A 24,348-nucleotide genomic window follows, 5' to 3' on the forward strand; every position below is an offset into this window, starting at 1 on the left:
TTTATTGCACTCCTTTAAAGATGGTTGGTCGGACAGATACATTGACTCCTTTAGGAACTCTGACTTTTACTTTCGCATCTTTGGCAATGGAAATAAAGGCGAGGCCACTGATTAGTACATCACTCATAGCGTCAACATTAATTAAATGTTCATCATAGTTTTCACTTAAGAATGGTTCATCTATATTAGGTGGTGTAAGTAAACCATCATAATGTTTTAGATAAAAATCTTCTGCATTATCCAATTTGGTTCTGTGGATCGTTAAGTGATGATTACAATAAACTGAAAAACTGTTTTGTCCACCTGTTAAGTAATCAATTCGACCTAAGTTACCAATGAAGAGAGTTTGCTCCTCATTTAATTGGAAAGTCTTAGCTTTGATTTCCTTACCTGGAGACACATATTTCAAATCATCACTTTTCACAAAGTGTGAAATTTGTGAGTCTACAACAATACCTGGCGTATCGTACATTGTTTGTGAGTCTCCTAAAGGAATATCAATCATACCTAAAGTCGTACCAGGTACATTACTTGTCGTAATTACATTTTTTAAACCGGTATTGTCTTCAAGTAATTTATTGATTAAGGTTGATTTACCTACATTTGTCGTACCAACAATGTAAACATCTTTACCTTCTGACATAGAAGAAATTTTATCTAGTAAAGCATCTAAATTTTGACCTTTTAAAGCACTAATCGCTATCGTATCATTGGCAGTGATACCTTCATCTTTCAGCATTTTTTTAGCACGTTCTACAAGTCGAGAAGTATTCATCGAGCGTGGTAGTAAATCAATCTTGTTAATTACTGCGAGTACTTTCTTATCGCCAACGATTCGATTGAATGATGGAATGACACTACCTTCAAAGTCAAAGATATCAATCACTTTAACAATTAAACTATCCGTTTCATAAAGCGAGTTTAACATCGTCAAAAAATCTCCAGAATCTACTTCTAAATCCTGTACTTCATTATAGTGTCTAAGACGATAGCAACGTTGACAAATCGGTTCCTCTTTGTTTAAGCCAGATTGTGGAATATAGCCCTCAGCATTTTTATTTTCGGTTTGCAGTATGCTACCACAACCAATACATTTAATTTCAGTCAAATTAATCCTCCCAAGTAATCATGTTCTTTTTCTTAAAGTACTTCATTATAACACGTTCTATTCTACGATTTAAATATGTCGCCCAACCATCTTTTTCTTTAACAGGAATCACTAGTATGCTTCTAATCCCAACACGGTTAGCACCAAGCACATCAGTCATGAGTTGGTCACCAACCATCACTGTATTTTTCTTCTTCGTGCCTAAGCGTTTTAAGCCTTCATGGAAGTTTTTTAAAAGTGGTTTTTTTGCACTATTGATGTAATCAATACCATGGAGTTCTGCGAATGCTTTTACACGTTCTTGTCGACCATTAGACAAGATGAGTAGTTTAATATTTGATGCTTCTAATGTTTTCACCCACTTAATGACATTGTCGTTAGGATCTCGATCATCAAAAGCTACTAAAGTATTATCAAGGTCAGTCATTACCGCTGAAATATTATGTTGTTTTAAAAATTCTATAGTTATATTCTCATATCGATTAACAAAATGATTTGGTAAAAATTTATCTTCTATAATTTTCATAATTTCTCTCCATCACTTTAGTCTACACAAAAAAAGCACCCTAAGTTAAGGTGCTTTTCATTACTCAATTATTTCTGGATCATCTGTTTCAGTTTCCGTATAAACGACAAAACCGATAATAACCGTAAATACAATTGCTAAAATCATTAAGAATAACATAGCTACCTCCACATCACAGTTCTCTTAATAATGATTTTACAACTTCAGACGAGTGAACACAAGCTTTCGATAAAAATTCTTCATAGTTCATGTCAGCAGAATCATCTGCAGAGTCACTCATCGAGCGTAAAATTAAAAATGGAACATTGAATTGATAAGCCGTTTGGGCAATTGCACTAGATTCCATGTCGACACAAAAGGCGTCAGGAAAGTATGTTAAAATGTCATTTTTCACTTCATTATTGTCTATAAAGGAGTCCCCGCTGACTACAAGTCCCTCGAGTCCTTTAATTTCTGAATTCAAAGATAAAATATTTAGAGCTAAATCTTTTAAGTGTGAATCACTTTCATAAGCAACTGGCATTCCTGGTACTTGACCAAGTGCATAACCAAAAGCGCTCGCATCTACATCATGATGGGCCACTTGATTAGAAATGACCATATCTGTCACGCTTAATTTTTTAGATAAAGCACCTGCAACACCAGTATTAATTAGATAATCGAGCTCATATTTGTCACACATCAGTGCTGCGATAATACTCGCATTCACTTTGCCAATACCTGATTGTACTAAAACAACATCTTGTTGATTTAAGGTGCCAATAAAAGCAGTTGTATGAATTAATTTTTCTTCTCTTTCAATAACCATCGCTCTTTTTAAAAGCTCGATTTCTGGTTCCATAGCACCAATAATACCGATTGTATTCTTAGTCAATGTTGACAATTTTCACTTTCATTTCATTGCCGTTAGGCAGTGGAACATTGACTTCATCGTCTAATTTTGAGTTAAGTAATGCTTGAGCCATTGGAGATTCATTTGAGATTTTACCTTCAAACGGATCAGCTTCTGCACTTCCTACGATTTGATATGATTCTTCATCACCATCTGGGATTTCTTTAAAAGTAACTGTCTTACCTAGAGCAACAGTATTTTTATCTCCATTATCTTCGATGATAACTGCATGTCTAATCATTTCTTCAATTTTGGTAATCTCTTTTTCAACAAAGCCTTGCTCGTCTTTTGCTGCATCGTATTCTGAGTTCTCAGACAGGTCACCAAAACTACGTGCGACTTTTATTTTTTCTACAACTTCTGGGCGTTTAACAGTTTTTAATTCTTCTAAATCTACATGTAACTGGTCATAACCAGCTTTAGTCATTGGGTATTCTTTTTTGTTTTCCATAATAATCCTCCATCTAATACAACTTATTCATTTATAAGCGTTCTAATTTTAGTCGTAATGATATCAATTGCGACCATATTTTCTCCACCTTCAGGAATGATAATATCACTGAAGCGTTTTGTAGGTTCTATGAATTGTAAGTGCATCGGACGTACAACTGAGAGATATTGATCCATAACTGAATCTAAGGAGCGTCCTCTTTCTTTAACATCTCTTGATATACGTCTTAAAATTCTGATATCAGAATCTGTATCAACATACAATTTTACATCCATGATATTTCTTAAAGCTTCATTTTCGAGCGCAAATATTCCTTCAATTATGATGACTTCTTTAGGCTCAACAGTGATTGTTTGATCACTTCTTGTATGATTTGCATAATCGTAAGTAGGAATTTCAATGGTCTCTCTATTAATCAATTGATTAATATGTTGAAGTAAGAGATCGTTGTCAAAAGCAAATGGATGATCATAGTTTGTCTGTAATCTTTCTTCCATTGTTTTGTCACTTTGATCTTTATAGTAAAAGTCCTGTTCAATCAGAACGATACTATGTCCTTTTAGTGATTCCATAATTTTTCTTGTGACTGAAGTTTTACCGGATCCAGATCCGCCCGCTATACCAATAATAGTCGGTTTTTCCATGACTGACACACCCTTAGTAAATTACTAGTAAGCCATCTCCGATATTTAAAAACGAAGTTGAGTACTCACTATCTTTCATAGTTTGATTGAAGGTTCTAACCTTATCACGAAGCTTGCGTTTATTTTTGTTAGCGACTTCATCTTCAACGATTAGACCTCGGATAAAAATATTGTCTACAATAATCAGGGCATCATCAGTTAAATATTCTTTATATTTATCGAAAAAGAATTGGTTGTTCCCTTTTGAGGCATCTATAAATAAAAAATCGAAACGTTTATTTCCGAGCTCAACTTCTTTAGCATCACCTAAGATGAGCTCAATTCTATCATTATAAGGGCTATTCTCAATATTTGATTTAGCAAGCTCATAACTATATGGATCTTTTTCTATTGTTGTAAGTTTTATCTCTTCAGACACACTGGCAAAGTGCATTGCACTATAGCCAATCGCTGTTCCAATCTCTAGGATGCGTTTAACACCTTTGATTTTTATATACTGCTTTACTGCATTTAGAGCATCTGCATCAATGATTGGCACGTGATTATCTTTGGCATAAAGATAGACGTCTTCAAAGATTTCTTTCTGGGTATTTAATTCTTTTACATAATTACTGAGTTCCATCTGATCACCATATACAAAAAATACAACTGATAACAAAGTTACCAGTTGTTAAATCCATTAAGGATGATAATAACACAAAGCGCTTTATTTGAAAAGGCTTGTTTACTCACCATCTATATGGTCTTCTCTATTTTTTAAATGCTCTTCATAAGTTTCTGCAAAGTAGTTATTTCCATCTTCATCTGCTAAGAAATAATAGTAGTTCGTATCAGACGGATTCAGAGTACTTTGTAAGGATTCTAATCCAGGCGCTGCAATTGGTCCTGGAGTCAAACCATTATGAATGTATGTGTTATATGGATCATCAACTTCTAAATCCTCATATAAGACAACATCTTGGTGCTGACCAAGCGCATATAAAACAGTCGGGTCAGTTTGTAGTGGCATAGTCGGCACACTTGCCATCCTATTTAAGAATACAGATGCAATTTTTGAACGATCTGCAAGAGAGGTTGCTTCTTCTTCAATTAATGATGAAAAAGTTAAAAATTCATGGAAGCTTAAGTCTTTACTCTCTCCTTCATAATCAATTGTATATTGTGGAATAGAAGTAAATAGACTATAGCTATTTTCCTTGGTTGCATTCAGCATATTTTTAACTAATAATCTTAAGTCAGGTTCTTCCTGAGTAATATCGTATGTCGCTGGGAATAAATAACCTTCTAAAGGATATTTAATATCTTCATTTAAGATTTCTTCAGTCAACATATCTGGATATTCAGCGATGAGTTCCTTAATAAATTCATCGTCATTCATCAATTCCATAAAATCATCCGCTGATGCAGGTGTATTATTACCGACTTGTTCAGCAATTTGTTCTACAGTATAACCTTCTGGAACTGGGACTTTATATAAAACTTCCTCATACATAGTACCCGACTCTAGTGTTCTAGCAATCTGTTCAAAATCCATTGCTGGTGACATTTGATATGTACCTGCTTGATAGCTAGAAATACTGTTTAATCTTAAGTATAGTTCAAACATGAAACCATTTTTAACGATTCCTTGTTCTTCTAAAATATCTCCTATGTCACCTGCTGAGTAACCCGATTCAATAGAAAGCTCTACAGTTTCTTTAGAATCTTCATCTACCGGTTGTAGTCCATTTCTAATATATAAAAAGGCAAAAATCGCACCAATAATCAGAACAACAACCAGAGCGATTACGATAAAAAGTGTTAAATAGGAAGATACATTTTTAGAAAACTTTATATCATCGTATTTCGTCATCTCGTTCTCCAATCTTTAAAAAATAGCTTCCAATATCGCTATTGGAAGCTTCTTATTTTACTCTTCAACGTCATCCATTTGAGTATTGACAACTTCTTCAATCATGTCCCATTCATCATCAGTTTCGACTGGTAAGAACTTACCGCCGTCACCATCTTCGTCAGGCACATTGATCATCGGAATTAACTCAATATCTTCTTCATCGTCACTGAAGTTGCCTTCTTCAGCTAAGATAACGTAATTTTTATCAAATTCAGGGTGGTAGAATTCGAGCATTTTACGATAAAGGACTTCTGTTCCATCCTCATCATATAGTGTTAGTAGTTCTTCTTCTTTGTTAAATTCAGTGTTTTCTTCTGTCATAATTATGCTCCTTTATGTGGATTGTCTAAGTAGCCTTGTAAAATAAATACCGCAGCCATCTTATCAATTACTGCTTTTCTTTTTTTTCTTGATAAATCAGCTTCTAGCAATGAACGTTCAGCAGCAACCGTACTGAGCCGTTCATCCCACAAAGTTATTTTAACATCTGTGAGTTGAAGCGCAAGTAATTCGGCAAAATGCTGAGACCGTTCTCCACTCTCACCAATTGTATTGTTCATGTTTTTAGGTAAGCCAACAACAACAGTATCTACTTCATTGTCTTTGACAATATCAACTACCTGATCAATACCGTAGTCACCCTCAGGTACATTTATTTTTAAGGTCGTAAGCCCCTGAGCTGTCCAACCAAGTGCATCGCTCAGGGCGACACCAATCGTTTTTGTGCCTACATCAAGTCCAAGAATTCTAACCATTTATCTCTTTATCAACATAGTTTTTAACTAAGATCTCCATAATTTCGTCTCTTTCAACGTGTCTAATCTGGTTGCGGGCTTCATTATGGCGAGGAATATAGGCAGGATCCCCACTTTGTAAATATCCAACGATTTGATTAATAGGATTGTAGCCACGTTCTTCTAAAGTCTTGTACACGTTTGTCAGTACAGACTTAACATTCTCTTCCTTACGTTCATCGACACTGAACTTCATCGTTTTATCGAACTGATCCACAAATAGCACTCCTATTCCTTCTACTTATTTACGCTTCATTATAGCATTATAAGTCGCCTTATACATAATCTTTAATATACTCTTCAACAAATTGTAATGCTGCTGTTATACTTTCAGGATTTGTGCCGCCCCCTTGAGCCATATCTGGACGACCGCCACCTTTACCACCAGCAATATTAGCCATGCCTTTCATAATATCGCCTGCTTTAACTTTTGCTGTTAGAGCGTTTGGCACTGTTACAACAAGGGCAACCTTGTCTCCTGTGATGGCACCGAGTGCGATGATTGCATCTTGATTTTGTGACTTGATTAAATCCATTTGCTCGCGTAATTCTTTACCATTTTCCGCTTCAACTTGCTGACGGATGACAGTCACACCATTCACATCAACAGTCGCATCAGATAAATCATTTAAGTTTGCTTGTTGAATTTCATGTTTTAATTCTTCTAACTGTTTTTGTAAGTCTTTTTTATCTGCAACCAGTTGGTTGACCTTAGTAACAACTTGATCTTCTTTTGTTTTTATTGACTTAGCGATTTCTTTTAGGTCATCTTCTTTAGTTTGGAAGATTTCTACAGCATATTTACTAGTGACTGCTTCAATTCTTCTGATCCCTGCACCAATGCCACTTTCTGAAAGTATCTTGAAGACACCGATGTCATCAGTATTTTTAACGTGGATTCCTCCACATAACTCGACAGAATAACCATTGATATCGACTACTCTAACAACATCTCCATACTTTTCACCAAAGAGTGCCATGGCGCCTTTTTCTTTAGCTTCACTAATCGGTATTTCATCAATGACTACATCTAGACTCTCATAGATTTTTTCATTAACGATATTTTCAATTGTCTTAAGATCATCAGCTGATATTGATTCTAAGTGTGAAAAATCAAATCTTAAACGTTCAGCTTCAACTAAAGAACCTGCCTGATTTGCATGTGCACCAATGACATCTTTTAGAGCTTGATGTAAGAGATGAGTTGCTGTATGGTTTTTCATCACAAAGCGACGTTTTACTTTATCTACTTGTAAATCATAAGTTTCACCTGTAGTTAAGACACCTTCTATGATTGTTACTACATGGACATTTTGACCATTTGGTCCTTTGTACACATAGTTCACTTCAGCTTGACCAGTGTCACTTGTAATTGTGCCGGTATCAGCAATCTGTCCACCACTTTCAGCATAGAATGGTGTTTGATCAAAGATGACTTCAACTTGACCACTATCTACAACATCGATTAGGTGATCGTCTTTGACGATATGAGATAAAACTGCTTTTGCTGTTGTTGTGTCGTAGCCGAGAAACTTACTGTCACTTGTAATGCTATGGAAGGTTTCAGATTGAACTTGCATTGATTCGCCTTGTTTTCTTGCCTGACGTGCTCTTTCTTTTTGTAGTGCCATCTCTTCATTAAATGCTGATTCATCTACTGTGAGCCCATCTAAGGCAGCATATTCAACAGTTAATTCAAATGGGAAACCATAGGTATCATATAGTTTAAAGGCATCTTTACCAGAGATTACTCCTTGACTTTCTTTTGCCTTATCTCTTAGGTCTTGATAGATTTTAATCCCTTCATCTAACGTTGCTAAGAAGCGTTCTTCTTCACCTTTAATCACATCTTTAATAAAGTCTTGTTTTTCCTTAACATTCGGATAAAAGTCACCCATGACCTCTGCGACAACTTCAGTTAACTCATACATAAACGCACTAGAAATGCCAAGATCTTTTGAAAAACGTACGGCACGACGAATCAAACGACGAAGTACATATCCTCGTCCTTCATTAGACGGAAGCGCCCCATCTGCAATAGCAAAGGCAACTGTTCTAATATGGTCTGAGATAACTTTAAATGCAGTGTCTTCACTATCTGACACACCGTATTTCTTACCGCTGACCTTCTCTATTTCTTTAATAATAGGTGTAAATAAATCAGTATCGAAGTTTGTTTTGGCATCTTGGATAACACTCGTTATTCTTTCAAGTCCCATTCCGGTATCAATATTTTGTTTAGGAAGTGGCGTATATGAACCATCTTTATTATGGTTAAACTCAGAAAATACCAAGTTCCAAATTTCTAAATAGCGCTCATTCTCCCCACCTGGGTACATTTCTTCAAGAGGACTAAAGTCATCATATGTTTCGCCTCTATCGTAGAAGATTTCACTATTTGGTCCACATGGTCCTTCACCGATATCCCAGAAGTTTCCTTCAATACGAATAATACGGTCTTCACTTAAACCAATTACATTTTTCCAAATGTTAAAAGCATCCATGTCTTCCGGATGTACAGTCACATAAAGGCGATCTTTATCGAAACCAATCCACTCATCATCAGTTAAAAATTCCCAAGCTCTGATGATCGCTTCTTCCTTAAAGTAATCACCGATTGAAAAGTTTCCTAACATTTCAAAAAAAGTATGGTGACGAGCGGTAAATCCGACGTTTTCAATGTCATTTGTACGAATTGCCTTTTGCGCATTAACAATACGAGGATTATCTGGTACAACACGACCATCAAAGTATTTCTTTAGTGTTGCAACACCTGAGTTGATCCAAAGAAGCGAATCATCGTCGATAGGAACTAATGGTGCACTAGGCTCCACCATATGATTATGATCTTTAAAGTAGTCTAAGAAAAGCTGTCTGATTTCATTACCTGATAAACGTTTCATATTATCACTCCTAATTTTAGTTAATAGAAAATAAAAAAATCGCCCCTTTAAAAGGGACGATTTAAACCGCGGTACCACCCAAATTATGACAAAGTCATCACTTTAGTAATATTTTTTTGACTAAAAGTAGCACATAGTTAGCTTTTCATTGCTTGCACCAACCGCAATGTCTCTAGATAAAAATTCACTAACTATTCATCATTTAGCTTATTACTCATTATTATAAAATCTACTGCTAGGACTGTCAAACAAATTCATAAGGGCTGACGTCACCCATACCAATCATTGGATCAATCTTTTCATCATTAATCATGTCATTTGTTAAGTAATCTTCTTTTAATACTTCCTCTTTTTCTTCTTGATTAAAAGTATTAAAGGATTTACTTAAAAATTCTTTTAACATTGTATTTCTTTCTACACCTTCACGTTTAATGGCACTGTAAAACGCATTAGGGTCACCACAAAGAATCAAAGATTCCTTAGCACGTGTAATACCAGTATAGACAATATTTTTCATAAGCATATGGTAATAACTTTGGACAATTGGCATGATGACGATAGGATATTCACTCCCTTGCGCCTTATGAATACTCGTACAATAGGCATGGGAGAGCTCTGTTAAATCTTTTCTTTCATAGGCAATATGTCCTGTATCGAACTCAACAACAATCTTGTCTTTGTCATTATTGTCATCTTTAAAGTGGATGCTCGAAATAATGCCAGAATCACCATTAAATACATTGTCTTCAGTTCTATTAATTAACTGGATTACTTTATCGCCGGTCCTAAAAATTTTATCGCCAAATTCTAATTCATTTTTACTCTCACTGGCTGGATTTAAAATGCCTTGTAATAGTTTGTTCAGTATATTAATTCCAGCAGGGCCTCGGTAAATTGGTGCCAAGACTTGAATGTCTCTCATATCATAGCCCTTATCCACAGCCCTTGAGACGACGGTATCGACTAAGTCAGCAATCTGATTGGTATTTGCTCTAAAGAACACCCTATCTTTAAATTTAGTTTCAATATTCATGTTTTCGTCATTTGCAATATCATAAGCGAGTTTGACAATAGATGAGCCTTCTCCTTGCCTATAAACCGTATCGAGTATTGCAGTTTTAATTGCTGATGACTCAATTAAGTCCTTAAATACTGTCCCTGGTCCAACGGATGGCAGTTGATCTGCATCGCCCACAAAGACAATCCTTGTATGCGGCATAACATTTTGCATAAATTGATGAAATAACCAAGTATCGACCATAGACATTTCATCGAGGATAATCAGTTCGGCATCAATTTCATTATCTAAAATGTCATCCGCTTCAGTGTCTTGGCCCCAGCCGATTAGACGGTGGATAGTTCTCGCATCTATACCTGAGGTATCAGCCATGCGTTTGGCTGCACGTCCTGTAGGTGCAGCTAACTTGATTGGGTAATCCCCTATTTCATATTCCTTAAAATCTTTATAGTCGTACATCTCTTTATAAAGAGCGATAATCCCTTTAACAATGGTCGTTTTCCCTGTCCCTGGTCCACCAGTAATAATCGACACTTTTTCCGTTAAAGCATTCAAGATAGCTTGACTTTGTTTGTCGCTATACTGGATTGATAAAGACTTTTCTATCTTTTTAAGAGATATTTTTGCTTGTGCTTCATCTATTTCATCAATTTTGTAATTTATTATATTAGATAATTTTTCACTCGATTTATGTTCAGCATAATATATGCTCGGTAAAGTAACTCGGTCTTTAGAAATGATGATTTTTTTATTATCAGCAAGTGTTTCTAGAGCGATAATTATATCTTCATTAGAAAAATATACTTTATCTGTATTCAATATCTCTAGAGACTTAGCTTTTAGGGTATCTACTTCTATATACGTATGACCAACGCTATTGATCTCATCATTTAAGGTGTACATAACTCCAGCAACTAATCGCTCTGGGTCATCTGGACTAATGCCTGAATTAATGGCAATTTGATCCGCTTTTTTAAAGCCAATACCAAAGATATCACTGACCAGTTGATAGGGGTGGTACTGAATGATATTTAAAGTATCGCCTTTATATGTATCGATGATTTTTGAACGCTTTGATGGCTCTATATTTAAACGTATCATCATTAAATATGCTTCATCAGATGCATTCGATTCTTGAACCGTCTCAGTAATCATCTGTCTTTTCGCTTTAGTTAAACCACTCACTTTTTCTAAAGCTTTTCCATCCTTAGAGATAATAGAAATTGCATCTGTTCCGATGGTATCCACAATTTTTTGTGCTGTTTTCAGTCCAATTCCAGGAAATTTCTCACTCGAAAAATATTGAATCAGACCTTCTTTTGTATCAGGTACTTCTTTTTTAAAGCTCTCTGCAGCAAATTGCTCACCAAAACGAGCATGCTCGGTGACCTTTCCTGTAAACCTGTAGCTCTCCCCTTCAGTAATATCATGGAAGTGCCCAGTTACAATCGCCTCATCCTTAAAATTCGTATTGGTTTTTTCGATTAATACTTTAAGCACATGAAACCGCGTATCTTGGCTCATAAAGATGACGCGGTCAACATCTCCAACAATGTATAAAGTATCATAGATAGATGTTTGTGCATGATTAGTCATATAATCTACTCCAAGTCTTTGAATTTTTTCAAGGCATGATTTGCTAAATGATGATCATTTTTTAATTGGCTTGCTCTTTTGAAATGCTGAATGGCAAGAGACTTATCTTCAGTTAGCATGTAGAGCGCAAGCCCAAGATTGTATTCAGCATCAGCATGGTCAGTCATCTTTGTCACTTTTTTCAAGAGCTTGACTGCTGGCTCATACTGTTCAAGCTGACACAGTGTCAAACCGTACTGAAAGAGCAACTCTACATCATCCGGACTGTTTTTTAAGGCTGTTTCAAAAAACGGCACACTCATGGTAGCTTCTCCGAGATTTTGAAACACTTGAGCTAACATAAAGTTTAAGTCACTATCTTCTGGCTTTAATCCATAAGCAGCTAAATATATTTTTTTAGCTTCAGTAAAACGCTCATTATCAAAGTATAAATTACCAAGCGTATAAAGAGCCGAGAAGCTGTTTTGTTCTATACTGATTGCTTTTTGTAAAAAACGCTCAGCTTCTTCTATTTTTCCGAGCCTACTTAAAACAAGGGCACCATTTATATAATGAGTTTCGTTATCTTTATCTCTTTCTATAGCTTCAAATATCTCACTCAGTGCTTTTTCATAATCACCAGTTTCAATATACTCCTTATATTTAAACATTAAGCTAGGTACTCCAAGAACTCACCATCTCTATAGACTGAGTCAATTGTCGCTCCACCAATTACCGTGTCTCCGTCGTATAAGACAACCGCTTGACCAGGCGTCACAGCACTTGCCGAATCATAAGACACTTCTATTTTATCGTCACCTAATACTTTAACAGTCACTGGAATATCTTTTTGACGGTAACGGAATTTAGCAGTTGCTTGGAAAGTATCTTTTACAGGATTGATAAAATTCACTTCACTTGCGAGTAAACTCGTTGAATTTAATTTATCACTACTGTCACCTTGAACTACATATAGTTCATTCGTTTCTAAGTTTTTACCAGCAACGAAGTAAGGACCGCCGTCTCCACCAATGCCTAAACCTTGGCGTTGACCAATTGTATAGTACATTAGTCCGTCATGTTTACCTTTATCTTCACCCGTTTCTAAATTCACCATACGTCCAGGATTTGCTGGTAGGTAGGTACTAAGAAATGATTTGAAATCTCTTTCGCCGATAAAGCAAATACCAGTAGAGTCTTTTTTATCTTTTGTTGCAAGATCGTATTTATGAGCAAGTTCTCTGACATCTTTTTTCTCTAATTCTCCAAGTGGGAAAAGCACTTTAGATAACTGTTCTTTAGATAACTGATTTAAAAAGTAAGTTTGGTCTTTATTATTATCTACACCGCGTAACATACGAACATTTTCACCATCATGTTCTACTCTAGCATAATGACCAGTAGCAACATAGTCCGCACCTAATTTCATAGCATGCTCTAAAAAGGCTTTAAATTTAATTTCTTTATTACACATAACATCAGGATTTGGCGTTCTACCTTTTTTATATTCATCTAAGAAATATTGGAATACACGGTCATAATATTCTTTTTCAAAGTTAACTGAGTAGTAAGGAATCCCGATTTCCTCTGCAACTAATCTCACATCTTCATAATCTTCCGTTGCAGTACACACACCAAATTCATCTGTGTCATCCCAGTTTTTCATAAATATTCCGATGACATTATATCCTTGTTCTAACAGTAGTTTGGCAGTCACTGATGAGTCCACTCCTCCACTCATACCAACAACAACTGTTATGTCTTTATTTGACATTTATATCTTCCTTTCAATTTTTAATTGATAAATCCACTATCATTTAGATTTTTATAAATTTTATTTAATACTTTAGCAATTTGAGTAATATCATTCTTGTCGACCTTTTCAGAGAAGCTAAAACGAATAGATCTATTACTACGTGCTTCATCGTACATCGCTGTGATTACATGAGATGGTATCACGGTACCTGCATTACAAGCTGAACCCCCTGAAGCATAGATACCATTAAGGTCTAAGGCTGTTAAAAGGTACTCGGTTTCTGTCCATGGAAAATAAAGGTTCAAAATATGGCTCGTTTGTAATTCAATATCGCCATTAATTTCAAAAGGAACACCTTCAGCTTCTAAAGCTTCGATTAACGATTGTTTAAGATCTGCGATAATTTGATTGTTTTTATCTCTATTATCGTCTGCTTCTTCAATTGCTAGGCGAAAAGCATGAGCAAATAAAGTGTTTTCTGTTCCTGCACGGCGCTCTCTTTCCTGTGACCCGCCGGTGATCAGACTGTGCAGATGTGTATTTGATTTGAGATAAAGTAAGCCAATCCCTTTAGGGGCGTATAACTTATGTCCGCTCAAAGTTAAAAAATCACAATTTAAGTCTGTGACATCTATTGGCAAATATTTAAAGGCTTGAACAGCATCGATGTGTAAGAGCGCACCTTTTTCCTTAACAATTTTACTGATCTCCTTAATTGGCTGAATCGTACCTGTTTCATTATTGACTAAAATAATAGATACTAATAGCGTATCATCTCTTAACTGAGATTTTAGCTGTTCTAGATTGATTAAGCCCTTGTCATCTACATCGACATAAGTGACCTCATGCTCCTTTTCTAAGTCAGCATAAGTTTCCTTTACAGAAGCATGCTCAGTTTTAGTAGTTATGACATGCGCACCAATCTTTCCCTGGACGGTGCCTCTGATTACTTGATTATTTGCCTCTGTTGCCGAACTGGTAAAAATAATTTCTTCAGGCTGTGCGTTAAGGCGCTTGGCAATATTTTTTCTTGAGCCTTCATAAAATGCTTTAGCTTCCTTACCCAGACGATGAATACTTGATGGGTTACCAAATTTCGAAGCATTTTCAAGCATACTATTCATTATTTTTTCATCAATTGGAGTTGTCGCTGCATAATCTACATAAATTGACATACTAATCCCTCTTATCCTAATAATTCTAATAGATTTTAACATGTCCAAGCAGATTTTTATACTTTTCTGTTTCAATATAAGAAAATAGTATGGAAAGTATATAATGTGGAGGTTTGTTAAATGAATAAACAGATAAATATATCTGTCTTAAACTTAGTTCCTGTGCGTGAAGGAAAAAATGCAACAGGTGCTTTTGAAGATATGATTACTCTAGCAAGACATGTGGACAATAGTGACTATCAGCGCTATTGGATTTCTGAGCATCATAATATGCGGTCAATTGCTTCTAGTGCGACTAGACAGTTAATTCAACATGTCCTACAAAATACTGAAACGATTCGTGCCGGTTCTGGTGGCGTTATGTTACCTAACCATTCACCATATATTGTAGCAGAAGAGTTTGGTACCTTACATGCAATCTTCGGTGATCGTTTAGATATTGGACTGGGTCGTGCACCAGGTACAGACATGATGACCGCAAATGCGATTCGACGCAGTAATCATGAAGGTGTGTTTTCTTTTAGAGATGAAATAGAAGAGTTAAGACGCTATTTAGATGATAATAAGACAAGCCTAGTTGCTTATCCTGGTGAAGGTACTAAAGTTCCACTTTACGTCCTAGGTTCATCAACTGACTCTGCACATATTGCAGCAAAACTTGGCCTACCTTATGCCTTCGCAGCGCACTTTGCGCCTCAGCAAATGAGAGAAGCTTTCATTATTTACGAGAACAACTTTAAGCCAAGCGAACAATTGGCCGAGCCTTATAAAATGGCTTCAGTTAATGCTGTTTTAGCAGATAGTAATATGGAAGCTGAGTATCTCGCAACAACACATTATCAAAATATTATTGGTTTACTTCGTAATACTCGTAATCAACTGCCAAGACCGGTTGATTCCATGGACGGCTTATGGACACCATCAGAAGAACATACAATTAAGAATCAGTTCCCGATCCAATTCTTCGGAACAAAAGATGACGCTCTACAGTCTCTTGAAAATTTCCAAGAAAAATTCTCAGTAGATGAATTATTAGTCAATTCTTATGTCTACGATATGGATGCGCTCCTTAAGACCTACGATATTTTTGCAGATGTTGCTAAAACATATAATGAATCCTAAGAAAAAAATCCACCGAAACGGTGGATTTTTTACTTATTACTATATACATTCACAATTTTATGCTGGCAGGAATCTATAGCCTTTAACTTGTCTAAGACCCTATCAACGTGTTCAACTTCACATAGAGTTAAGACAGTTGGTCCCGCTCCAGAGATGACGGTTGCTAGCGCTCCATTTTTTAAGGCGGTTTCTTTTAAAGTTTCAAATTCACTAATTAAAGGTTGTCGATAGGGTTCATGAAAGGCATCTTTCATCATCAATTTCCCCATCAGTTTATAATCCTGATTTTGAAGTGCTAAAATCATCACATTTGCCAGTGCATTTTGTGCAACGGCTTCGACTCTAGTGTAGGCATTCGGTAAGACTTCTCTTGCCTCTTCAGTATTAATCTCGTAATTTGGAACACTGACAATTAAACTTAAATTATCTAAATTCAAATGATAGTAATACAGTTCTTCTTTTAGATAATAACCGACAAAGGCACCGCCTGTAATACAAGGTCCAACATTATCTGGATGGCCTTCAATACGACAACCAATCATTACTTTCTCATAATCACTTAAGTTTAAATCTAAATAGTAATTAGCAATTTCTATACCTGCTACTATAGCAGATGATGATGAGCCTAAACCATGAGACAAAGGAATATCACTGTCCATAATCATGTGTAGTTTAGGTAAAGTTTTCTTATAATCATCAGCAATTTTTAAGGCTGTCTTAAAGACTAGATTATCTTCATCTTTTTCTAAAACTTCTAACGCCTCATTTTTATATTCAACTGTAAAGGCATTAGAAATTTGTGTTTCTATTGTCAAAAACAGGTCGACTGCCACTCCAATTGAATCAAAACCTAAGCCTAAATTCGCACTAGATGCTGGGATTTTCTTTTTAAACACATCCATAGCTTAAGTTAAACTTTCTATATAATTAACAATAGCCGCTTCATCAAGTGGTAGTTTCTTAGCTTGTTCAAGCGCAACTTCCATTGCCGTATCAGGATCCTTCAGACCATTTCCTGTAAGCACAGTCACAACGGTTGAATTTTTATCTAAAGCACCATTAGCTATAGATTTAATTACACCTGCTAAAGAGGCAGCAGAGCCAGGCTCACAAAAGACACCTTCTGTTTCTGCAACTAATTTATAAGCATCTAATATCTGATCATCGGTCACTGAATCTATGATCCCTTTTGATTCATCTCTTGCAGCTTCAGCTTTAGACCAGCTCGCTGGATTACCGATTCTAATGGCAGTCCCTACTGTTTCAGGGTTAGTAATCACCTGACCTTTAACAATTGCTGCTGACCCTTCCGCTTCAAAGCCAAACATTTTTGGTAAGCCAGAGTCATATTTGTCGTTGAATTCTTTAAATCCTTTCCAATATGCTGCAATATTCGCAGCATTTCCTACTGGAATCGCAAGGTAATCCGGTGCTTTTTTGAGCTCATTGACAATTTCAAAAGCAGCAGTCTTTTGACATTCAATGCGGTAAGGATTAAGAGAGTTCACTAACTCAATGCCTTCATTTTCTTCTGCAATTTTACGGACAATCTTCAAGGCATCGTCAAAATTACCTTCAATCGACACTGTTTTCGCACCCGCCATCATCGCCTGAGAAATTTTTCCAGCTGCTACCTTACCTTCAGGTAAGACAACAATGGCATTTAAACCTGCACGTGCTGCATAAGCTGCTGCTGAAGCTGAAGTGTTACCCGTTGAGGCACAGATTACAGTATGGGCGCCGCTTTCTACTGCCTTGGCTACAGCTAAGACCATTCCCCTATCCTTAAAAGAACCAGTTGGATTCAGTCCTTCAAATTTTGCATAAAGATCAATTTCTAATTCCCGAGAGAGCTTCTCTAATTTAATTAAAGGTGTATTTCCTTCAAATAAAGTTAAATCTGGTGTCTGTTCTGTAATTGGTAAATATTCCTTGAATTCTTTAATTAGTCCCTGCCACGCCATCTTGACCAGCTCCTATTACTTGATATGATGCCTTGACTTGTAATTCTTCTTGTATGTCTTCATATACTTTTGAACTTATACTTTTGACGATAAAAACCTTATCTGTTTCATCGATCAGTTTATACTCATAATCTTTAAGTACTTCTTTTACTGATTCAATTGAGTCTGAAAATCTAAAGTAATAGTCACTCTGTTCTTTGGACTGATCAACTTCTCCAAATTCTTCTGGTAATATCGTTTTCTTAGAGCTTAAATTAAAAGTATTAATCATATCGCTCACTACTGCTGAGGCTGTTTCATAACTTCCTGCTCCGGGGCCATAAAACATTGCTTGGCCTATAGCATTACCTTCTACAAAGACCGCATTCTTTTCATTTTTCACATTGCTTAATTGATGCGTGTTATCGACAAAGATCGGTGCGACAGATAGATGATAAGATGATGATTTATCCTCAACAACACCTAATAGTTTTAAGGTCATATTAGCCTTTTTACCATGTACTATATCTATCTTGTCTACTTTATCAATACCAATCACATCAAGGTCTGACATCTTAAACCGTTTCTTAAAAGCAAGTCTTGCAAGTAAGAGTGTTTTTCTTGCTGCATCAAGACCTAAAACATCAGCACTTGGGTCAGCTTCTGCATAACCCATATCTTGAGCAATTTTTAAGACATCTTCATATTCTAGTCCTTTATCAGCCATCTGAGTCAACATAAAATTCGTTGTCCCGTTTAATATGCCCATGACCTTAGAGATGCGGTTGGCATTTAAGCTATGTGTCAAACTATGTATGATGGGAATACCACCAGCTACTGCACCTTCATAAAGAATTGTTGTCTTATTATTAAGAGCAGTGTGCTCTAGTTCATCAATATATTCTGCCAGCATATCCTTATTAGCAGACACTACAGGAATACCTTGTTCTAAAAAATAAAGTAAGTGTGTTTTTGTATCCTGCAAACCACCCATAACTTCAACGACCAAATCTATTTCTGCATTTTTAATATCTTCAATATTATCGGTCACCTGAATACCTGATAAATCTACAGTACGTGTCTTGTTAAGATCCGAGACAAGAATGTGTGTAATGGTCAGTAACTCATCTGTAGAATTAAGCAGTAAATCTTTATTTTCTTTTAGTATATTTAAGACACCTGATCCTACGGTGCCCATACCGAGTAGTGCAATCTTCTTTTCCATAGTGACCTCCAATAATTGTAGTCTAGTAACTCATAATAGTGCCGTTTTCAAAAAATTTCAAGTAATTATTCAGAAAACTCTACACTTTTCAAAACTTTTCTTGTATTATAAGAAGCTAATTCAAATATATATAAAAAGGTGTTTAATATGAAAGTAGCGAAATTTGGTGGAAGTTCATTATCTAATGCAAGTCAAATAAAAAAAGTTGCAGCGATTGTACAAGGCGATAAAGATATTAAAACCATCGTCGTGAGCGCACCCGGTAAGCGTTTCTCTGATGATGTTAAAGTAACTGACTTACTGATCGCTCTTTATTCAAATAAAGTCGCAGGCATAGACATTACAGATGCACTTGAAGAAATTATAGAAAGATATCATTCAATTACAAAAGAACTGGAGCTCTCAGATGAGCTTGTTGTAGAGTTTAAAAATATTTTACTCGACCGTTTAGAAAATATTAAGCAACATGATTATTTACTCGATGCTTTAAAATCATCAGGTGAAGACTTTAATGCGCGTTTAATTGCTGCATATTTCCAAACTCTAAATGTTGATGCAAAATATGTCTCACCAAGAGAAGCGGGCATGATTGTAACAGATACGCCTGGAGAAGCGAGACTTATTCCTAGCTCCTATAAAAATATTGAAAAGCTTAAAAACTATAAAGAAGAACTGTTAGTTATTCCGGGCTTCTTTGGAATTTCAGAAGATGATAATATCATCACCTTCGCTAGAGGTGGATCTGATATTACTGGTGCCATTATTGCTCGAGGTATTAGCGCCAGCATCTATGAAAACTTTACTGATGAGTCACACATCTACGCGGCTCACCCTGGAATTATTGATAATCCCTATAAGATTGAAGAGATTACATATAAAGAGATGCGTGAGCTTGCCTATGCTGGTTTTGGGATTTTCCACGATGAGGCTCTAGAGCCACTTTATCAAGAAAATATTCCGGTTATGATTAGAAATACTAACGAGCCCGATATAGAAGGAACAAAAATCGTAGCTGAAAGAGAAATCGATCCTGATATTCCTGTCATTGGTTTTTCTTGTGATGAAGGATTTACTTCCATTTCTCTACATAAATACCTACTAAATAAAGAAGTTGGCTTTACTAAACGTATTCTTCAAATACTTGAAGATTATAATATTTCTTATGAACACATGCCATCAGGGATTGATGATGTTTCCATCATTATACGTTCTAGTCAATTCACTGGAAATGAATCTTTAGATAATATCATTAGTGATATTAAGCAACAAATAGAACCTGAATGGATAGAAATTGAGAAAGATTTAAGTCTCTTATTTATAGTTGGTTTAGGTATGGCTCGGCAGGTCGGGACTGTGAAAAGAGTGACTACCGCTCTAGCAGAAAAAAATGTCAATATACGCATGATGAATCAAGGCTCAACCGAGTACAGCATGATGTTTGCTATTGAAACTAAAGATCACGTACCTGCTATTGAAGGACTATTTAAAGAATTTTTTAGTCATACTTTAACTTAAAAGTGAGTTTAGCGTATAATGGCCTTGAGCGCTAAATACAGGGAGTGACAAATATGAGTCTCCAAACACGTGTGAATTATATAAACAGATATAGAGAAATTGCTAAGCAGATTTCTAAAAGTGGTTTTGGTTATATCATTGAAGAGATCGGCTTAGATAAAGTGATTTCCTTACCTAGAAAATTATTGCTTAGACAAGGAAATAAAGAAGTTTTAGAAAAGACCTATGCTGAGAGAATCAGACTTTTTATCGAAAGTATGGGGACCACTTTTATAAAGCTTGGACAAATTGCTTCAACACGTGGTGACTTACTTCCACCTGAACTTATTAAGGAATTAGAAAAATTACAGAGTCACGTTGCCCCATTTCCAGCGGAAGTGGCGCGTTCTACGATTGAAGAGTCACTTGGGGCATCGATCGATGAAATCTTTATGATCTTTGATGATGAGCCTGTTGGGTCTGCCTCTATCGGGCAAGTACACCGAGCGATACTTCAAAGTGGTGAAGATGTCGCTGTCAAAGTCCAAAGACCAAATATTGAGGGAACAGTTAGAACTGACTTAGAGATTCTAAGACACTTAGCGAAGCTCTTAGAAGCAAATTTAGAATGGGCAAAAAATTATCAAGTAACAGATATGATTGATGAATTTTCATTCGCGCTGTTAAATGAACTGGATTACACTATCGAAGCGAGAAATGTTGAACGTATTGGTAAGACACATGCTAATGATCCAAATGTAAAAATCCCTAATATCTTTTGGGATTATACTACTAAAAATGTGATGGTTATGGATTTTATCAAAGGTATACCAGTCAATCACTTCGATACGCTTGATGAATTGAATATTGACCGGAGCAAACTCGCAGAGACTTTAGCTAAGGCAATCTTTAAACAAATTTTTGAAGATGGCTACTTCCATGGAGATCCACATCCAGGTAATGTTAGCGTCTTAGAAGATGGAACTTTAGTCTTTTTAGACTTTGGTATGATTGGCCGTTTAACGAGTGACTTAAAGACAAATTTCGGTTCTCTTTTAATCTCACTGATGAAAAAAGATGCTTCAGGTGTGGTTAAAGCAATAGTCAAAATGGGTGTTGTGCCTGCGGATGTTTCAATGAAACAACTGAACCGTGAAGCGGAAATCATGAGGGATAAGTACTATGAAGTGCCGCTATCAAAATTGAACTTTTCCGATGCAGTAAATGATTTGTTTATCATATCTAATAAATATAAAATCCGTCTGCCACAGGACTTTACTATCTTAGCGAAAACCTTACTCACTCTAGAAGGTGTGGTCAGTAAACTCGATCCTGATTTTTCTATTATGGATGTCGCTGAACCATTTGGTAAATCGCTACTATTTGATCGTTACAATCCTAAAAATGTAATCGAAAATCAAATTGATGATGCGCAGCAAATTGCCTTAGAATTAAGAGATGTCACTGCCAATGTTCATCAATTTTCTAAAGGCTTAAAAAACTCAAATTTACCAATTGAAATCGATCTAAAAGGACGAACTCAATTTTCAAAACATCTAGATAGAGTCATTAACCGACTATCTTTCTCGATCGTCTTACTCGCTTTTAGTATTATTATGGTTGGTCTCATTGTCGGTTCTGCCTTACTCGGAGAAGGTAGCATAATCTTTAGAATTCCAATTATAGAAATTGCTGCTATCTTTGCAGCAGGTATGTTTATTTGGCTAATGTGGTCAATTGTAAAATCTGGTCGATTTTAGAAGACATAAAAGACGGACTGGGATATCCAGTCCGTAATTTTTTATATATAAAACATATAGCCGTCGAAATCATCGGTATCATTATCGATAATATCATGTATGCTTGTATGGTCTAGGACATCATTCACAGCATCCTTTATTCTCTTCCATAAATAACTTTCATTCTTACTTTCATGATCATCTGTATCAACAACAATAATTGATTCCTCAACCGCAGCAAATATTTGCCCCACTGTAATCTCATCTGGGGGATGATTTAATTCATATCCACCATATGCACCTCTTGTTGATTTAACTAAACCATCTTTCTTTAAATTAGCAACGATTTGTTCTAAATACAAATCGCTTATATTTCTTTCAGTTGCGACTGATTTTACACTTCTTTTTTTGACGCCGTAATCACGAGCCAAACTCAGCATAAAATATAAGCCGTATCTTCCTTTTGTGGAAATCTTCATTCTAGCACCTCAAAAATTCATGTTCTATGACTTTTATATTATAATTAAATATAACATATCTTTAAAGTAAGGTGAAAAACTATGAATAAAGCACCATTAAGCTATCGAATGAGACCTAAAAATATAGATCAAGTACTTGGACAAAAACACTTAGTTGGAGAGGGAGGAATTATCCGTCGTATGGTTGAAGCTGGACGTTTATCCTCCATGATTTTATATGGTCCACCAGGTATTGGTAAAACCAGTATCGCATCAGCAATCGCAGGTTCCACTAAGTATAAATTTCGCACTTTAAATGCTGTGACTGATACAAAAAAAGATATGCAAGTTGTAGCCGAAGAAGGAAAAATGAGTGGCAGTGTGATCTTGCTCTTAGATGAGATTCATCGCTTAGATAAGGCCAAACAAGATTTTCTCTTACCTCATTTAGAAAAAGGGACGATTGTCTTAATCGGAGCAACCACATCGAACCCCTACCATGCGATTAATCCAGCCATACGTTCTAGAACACAAATTTTCGAACTCAACCCACTTGTAGTTGATGATATTAGAGTCGCTTTAGACCGTGCACTCACTGATACAGAGGATGGATTAGGTAATTTGAACATCGATATATCACAAGATGCGCTAGATCACTTTGTCTCATCCAGTCACGGTGACGTCAGAAGTGCTTTAAACGCTTTAGAACTCGCAGCCTTAAGTGGTAAAGAAAAAGACGGTAAACTGACCATTACTTTAAAAGATGCACAAGACTGTATGCAAAAATCAGCCTTTCTTCACGATAAAGACGGCGATATGCACTATGATGTGATGAGCGGACTGCAGAAATCTATACGAGGTAGTGATGTCGATGCGTCGCTACATTATTTAGCTCGTTTAATAGAAGCAGGTGATTTAGTTACTATTGCTAGACGGATTTTAGTCATAGCATACGAAGATATATCACTTGCCAATCCAAACATTGCCTCTAGAACACTCGATGCCATCACAGCAGCTGAAAGACTCGGTTTCCCAGAAGCCCGCATTCCTTTATCCCAAGCAGTCATAGAACTCGCCTTATCACCTAAATCAAATACCGCTATCACATCAATCGATAAAGCACTTAGTGACATTAGAAAAGGACGTGCTGGTGAAGTCCCTAAACACTTAAAAGACGGTCACTATAAAGGCGCGAAAGAATTAGGAAACGCAATCGGATATAAATATCCACACGACTATCCAAATCATGTTGTTAAACAGCAGTACTTGCCAGATAACTTGCTTAATCAGAGATATTTTAAAACTGATGGTATTAGTAAATATGAACAATCACTCACTGAGATCTATTTAAATTTAAAAAAGATGAATAAATAGAAGTTTGCTGTACGATAAGCAAGGCTCATTGTACAGCCAGGTAGTTATCTGGACTTCGTCGTATTCTCATTGTCCTGATAGACGTTTACCAGGACTTCGTCGTGTTCTCATTGTCCTGATAGACGTTTACCAGGACTTCGTCGTGTTCTCATTGTCCTGATAGACGTTTACCAGGACTTCGTGATGTTCTCATTGAACTGATAGCGCGTTAACTGGACTTCGTCGGGTGCTCATTGTACTGATAAACGTTTACCTGG

At 36.1% G+C, this 24,348-nt stretch carries 23 protein-coding genes; 4 read left to right on the forward strand and 19 right to left on the reverse strand.

Annotation, left to right across the window (positions count from 1 at the left end; genetic code table 11):
* Position 1: 1 nt before the first annotated feature.
* The 15 genes from yqeH to JEOSCH030_RS06870 form a co-directional block, all read right to left on the reverse strand.
* A complete protein-coding gene (gene yqeH / locus JEOSCH030_RS06800) occupies positions 2-1,108 on the reverse strand; it encodes a ribosome biogenesis GTPase YqeH (protein WP_185125867.1) in 1,107 nt (368 codons plus the stop codon).
* 1 nt (position 1,109) lies between these two features.
* Entirely contained in the window at positions 1,110-1,634 is a 525-nt protein-coding gene (locus tag JEOSCH030_RS06805; RefSeq protein ID WP_185125868.1) for a YqeG family HAD IIIA-type phosphatase, read from the reverse strand.
* A gap of 172 nt (positions 1,635-1,806) precedes the next feature.
* A complete protein-coding gene (locus JEOSCH030_RS06810; RefSeq protein ID WP_235962247.1) occupies positions 1,807-2,508 on the reverse strand; it encodes a 5'-methylthioadenosine/adenosylhomocysteine nucleosidase in 702 nt (233 codons plus the stop codon).
* On the reverse strand, positions 2,501-2,977 hold the full coding sequence (gene greA / locus JEOSCH030_RS06815) for a transcription elongation factor GreA (protein ID WP_185125869.1): 477 nt from the start codon (positions 2,975-2,977) through the stop codon (positions 2,501-2,503). The genes JEOSCH030_RS06810 and greA overlap by 8 nt, the downstream gene beginning before the upstream one ends.
* A gap of 23 nt (positions 2,978-3,000) precedes the next feature.
* Positions 3,001-3,621 (reverse strand): uridine kinase, encoded by a 621-nt coding sequence (gene udk, locus JEOSCH030_RS06820; RefSeq protein WP_185125870.1) that lies wholly within the window; start codon positions 3,619-3,621, stop codon positions 3,001-3,003.
* 13 nt (positions 3,622-3,634) lie between these two features.
* The gene (locus JEOSCH030_RS06825) at positions 3,635-4,243 is read right to left on the reverse strand and encodes an O-methyltransferase (RefSeq protein WP_185125871.1); all 609 of its coding nucleotides are present in this window, start codon (positions 4,241-4,243) and stop codon (positions 3,635-3,637) included.
* A 102-nt stretch (positions 4,244-4,345) separates the two neighbouring features.
* Positions 4,346-5,473 (reverse strand): endolytic transglycosylase MltG, encoded by a 1,128-nt coding sequence (gene mltG, locus JEOSCH030_RS06830; RefSeq protein WP_185125872.1) that lies wholly within the window; start codon positions 5,471-5,473, stop codon positions 4,346-4,348.
* Positions 5,474-5,530: 57 nt separating this feature from the next.
* The gene (locus tag JEOSCH030_RS06835) at positions 5,531-5,836 is read right to left on the reverse strand and encodes a DUF1292 domain-containing protein (protein ID WP_185125873.1); all 306 of its coding nucleotides are present in this window, start codon (positions 5,834-5,836) and stop codon (positions 5,531-5,533) included.
* 2 nt (positions 5,837-5,838) lie between these two features.
* Positions 5,839-6,270, reverse strand: coding sequence for a Holliday junction resolvase RuvX (gene ruvX / locus JEOSCH030_RS06840; protein WP_185125874.1), 432 nt, complete (start codon positions 6,268-6,270; stop codon positions 5,839-5,841).
* A complete protein-coding gene (locus JEOSCH030_RS06845; protein WP_185125875.1) occupies positions 6,263-6,526 on the reverse strand; it encodes an IreB family regulatory phosphoprotein in 264 nt (87 codons plus the stop codon). The genes ruvX and JEOSCH030_RS06845 overlap by 8 nt, the downstream gene beginning before the upstream one ends.
* A 58-nt stretch (positions 6,527-6,584) precedes the next feature.
* The gene (gene alaS, locus JEOSCH030_RS06850; RefSeq protein WP_185125876.1) at positions 6,585-9,212 is read right to left on the reverse strand and encodes an alanine--tRNA ligase; all 2,628 of its coding nucleotides are present in this window, start codon (positions 9,210-9,212) and stop codon (positions 6,585-6,587) included.
* Positions 9,213-9,456: 244 nt separating this feature from the next.
* A complete protein-coding gene (gene recD2 / locus JEOSCH030_RS06855; RefSeq protein WP_185125877.1) occupies positions 9,457-11,826 on the reverse strand; it encodes an SF1B family DNA helicase RecD2 in 2,370 nt (789 codons plus the stop codon).
* Between the two features lie 5 nt (positions 11,827-11,831).
* Positions 11,832-12,476: a tetratricopeptide repeat protein gene (locus JEOSCH030_RS06860; protein WP_185125878.1), complete on the reverse strand. Its 645-nt coding sequence runs from the start codon at positions 12,474-12,476 to the stop codon at positions 11,832-11,834.
* Entirely contained in the window at positions 12,476-13,579 is a 1,104-nt protein-coding gene (gene mnmA / locus JEOSCH030_RS06865; RefSeq protein WP_185125879.1) for a tRNA 2-thiouridine(34) synthase MnmA, read from the reverse strand. Before mnmA ends, JEOSCH030_RS06860 begins: the two co-directional genes overlap by 1 nt.
* Before the next feature lie 20 nt (positions 13,580-13,599).
* On the reverse strand, positions 13,600-14,736 hold the full coding sequence (locus JEOSCH030_RS06870) for a cysteine desulfurase family protein (RefSeq protein WP_235962248.1): 1,137 nt from the start codon (positions 14,734-14,736) through the stop codon (positions 13,600-13,602).
* 120 nt (positions 14,737-14,856) lie between these two features.
* Here JEOSCH030_RS06870 and JEOSCH030_RS06875 point away from each other — a divergent pair, with 120 nt between their 5' ends.
* A complete protein-coding gene (locus JEOSCH030_RS06875) occupies positions 14,857-15,858 on the forward strand; it encodes an LLM class flavin-dependent oxidoreductase (protein WP_185125880.1) in 1,002 nt (333 codons plus the stop codon).
* Between the two features lie 29 nt (positions 15,859-15,887).
* Here the strand turns inward: JEOSCH030_RS06875 and thrB are convergent, their stop codons facing one another.
* From thrB to JEOSCH030_RS06890, 3 genes are read right to left on the reverse strand one after another with little or no spacing between them, the layout of a single operon-like run.
* Positions 15,888-16,760: a homoserine kinase gene (gene thrB / locus JEOSCH030_RS06880; RefSeq protein ID WP_185125881.1), complete on the reverse strand. Its 873-nt coding sequence runs from the start codon at positions 16,758-16,760 to the stop codon at positions 15,888-15,890.
* A gap of 3 nt (positions 16,761-16,763) precedes the next feature.
* Positions 16,764-17,822, reverse strand: a complete 1,059-nt coding sequence (gene thrC / locus JEOSCH030_RS06885; RefSeq protein ID WP_185125882.1) for a threonine synthase — start codon at positions 17,820-17,822, stop codon at positions 16,764-16,766.
* A complete protein-coding gene (locus JEOSCH030_RS06890) occupies positions 17,800-19,026 on the reverse strand; it encodes a homoserine dehydrogenase (RefSeq protein ID WP_185125883.1) in 1,227 nt (408 codons plus the stop codon). Before JEOSCH030_RS06890 ends, thrC begins: the two co-directional genes overlap by 23 nt.
* A 147-nt stretch (positions 19,027-19,173) precedes the next feature.
* On the opposite strand from JEOSCH030_RS06890, the gene JEOSCH030_RS06895 reads away from it, so the two are divergent.
* Together JEOSCH030_RS06895 and JEOSCH030_RS06900 are read left to right on the forward strand one after the other, a co-directional pair.
* Positions 19,174-20,541, forward strand: coding sequence for an aspartate kinase (locus tag JEOSCH030_RS06895; RefSeq protein WP_185125884.1), 1,368 nt, complete (start codon positions 19,174-19,176; stop codon positions 20,539-20,541).
* 53 nt (positions 20,542-20,594) lie between these two features.
* Entirely contained in the window at positions 20,595-22,280 is a 1,686-nt protein-coding gene (locus JEOSCH030_RS06900; protein WP_185125885.1) for an ABC1 kinase family protein, read from the forward strand.
* A 41-nt stretch (positions 22,281-22,321) separates the two neighbouring features.
* On the opposite strand, the gene JEOSCH030_RS06905 is transcribed toward JEOSCH030_RS06900, so the two are convergent.
* Entirely contained in the window at positions 22,322-22,738 is a 417-nt protein-coding gene (locus tag JEOSCH030_RS06905) for an RrF2 family transcriptional regulator (RefSeq protein ID WP_185125886.1), read from the reverse strand.
* Between the two features lie 81 nt (positions 22,739-22,819).
* Between JEOSCH030_RS06905 and JEOSCH030_RS06910 the strand changes: the two genes are divergently transcribed.
* Positions 22,820-24,091, forward strand: a complete 1,272-nt coding sequence (locus JEOSCH030_RS06910; protein WP_185125887.1) for a replication-associated recombination protein A — start codon at positions 22,820-22,822, stop codon at positions 24,089-24,091.
* The last annotated feature ends 257 nt before the right edge of the window (positions 24,092-24,348 follow it).

It is taken from the genome of Jeotgalicoccus meleagridis, from assembly GCF_903994045.1.
Classification (GTDB): Bacteria; Bacillota; Bacilli; order Staphylococcales; family Salinicoccaceae; genus Jeotgalicoccus; species Jeotgalicoccus meleagridis.

Bases quoted from the DNA above. Each gene is read 5' to 3' on its own strand.
- JEOSCH030_RS06875 (WP_185125880.1), top strand. From the start codon at position 14,857: ATGAATAAACAGATAAATATATCTGTCTTAAACTTAGTTCCTGTGCGT.
- udk (WP_185125870.1), bottom strand. From the start codon at position 3,621: ATGGAAAAACCGACTATTATTGGTATAGCGGGCGGATCTGGATCCGGT.
- JEOSCH030_RS06890 (WP_185125883.1), bottom strand. From the start codon at position 19,026: ATGGAAAAGAAGATTGCACTACTCGGTATGGGCACCGTAGGATCAGGT.
- ruvX (WP_185125874.1), bottom strand. From the start codon at position 6,270: ATGGTTAGAATTCTTGGACTTGATGTAGGCACAAAAACGATTGGTGTC.
- JEOSCH030_RS06870 (WP_235962248.1), bottom strand. From the start codon at position 14,736: ATGTCAATTTATGTAGATTATGCAGCGACAACTCCAATTGATGAAAAA.
- JEOSCH030_RS06805 (WP_185125868.1), bottom strand. From the start codon at position 1,634: ATGAAAATTATAGAAGATAAATTTTTACCAAATCATTTTGTTAATCGA.
- JEOSCH030_RS06905 (WP_185125886.1), bottom strand. From the start codon at position 22,738: ATGAAGATTTCCACAAAAGGAAGATACGGCTTATATTTTATGCTGAGT.
- JEOSCH030_RS06895 (WP_185125884.1), top strand. From the start codon at position 19,174: ATGAAAGTAGCGAAATTTGGTGGAAGTTCATTATCTAATGCAAGTCAA.
- recD2 (WP_185125877.1), bottom strand. From the start codon at position 11,826: ATGACTAATCATGCACAAACATCTATCTATGATACTTTATACATTGTT.
- thrC (WP_185125882.1), bottom strand. From the start codon at position 17,822: ATGGCGTGGCAGGGACTAATTAAAGAATTCAAGGAATATTTACCAATT.
- JEOSCH030_RS06825 (WP_185125871.1), bottom strand. From the start codon at position 4,243: ATGGAACTCAGTAATTATGTAAAAGAATTAAATACCCAGAAAGAAATC.
- greA (WP_185125869.1), bottom strand. From the start codon at position 2,977: ATGGAAAACAAAAAAGAATACCCAATGACTAAAGCTGGTTATGACCAG.
- mltG (WP_185125872.1), bottom strand. From the start codon at position 5,473: ATGACGAAATACGATGATATAAAGTTTTCTAAAAATGTATCTTCCTAT.
- JEOSCH030_RS06910 (WP_185125887.1), top strand. From the start codon at position 22,820: ATGAATAAAGCACCATTAAGCTATCGAATGAGACCTAAAAATATAGAT.
- JEOSCH030_RS06860 (WP_185125878.1), bottom strand. From the start codon at position 12,476: ATGTTTAAATATAAGGAGTATATTGAAACTGGTGATTATGAAAAAGCA.
- JEOSCH030_RS06900 (WP_185125885.1), top strand. From the start codon at position 20,595: ATGAGTCTCCAAACACGTGTGAATTATATAAACAGATATAGAGAAATT.
- mnmA (WP_185125879.1), bottom strand. From the start codon at position 13,579: ATGTCAAATAAAGACATAACAGTTGTTGTTGGTATGAGTGGAGGAGTG.
- JEOSCH030_RS06835 (WP_185125873.1), bottom strand. From the start codon at position 5,836: ATGACAGAAGAAAACACTGAATTTAACAAAGAAGAAGAACTACTAACA.
- thrB (WP_185125881.1), bottom strand. From the start codon at position 16,760: ATGGATGTGTTTAAAAAGAAAATCCCAGCATCTAGTGCGAATTTAGGC.
- alaS (WP_185125876.1), bottom strand. From the start codon at position 9,212: ATGAAACGTTTATCAGGTAATGAAATCAGACAGCTTTTCTTAGACTAC.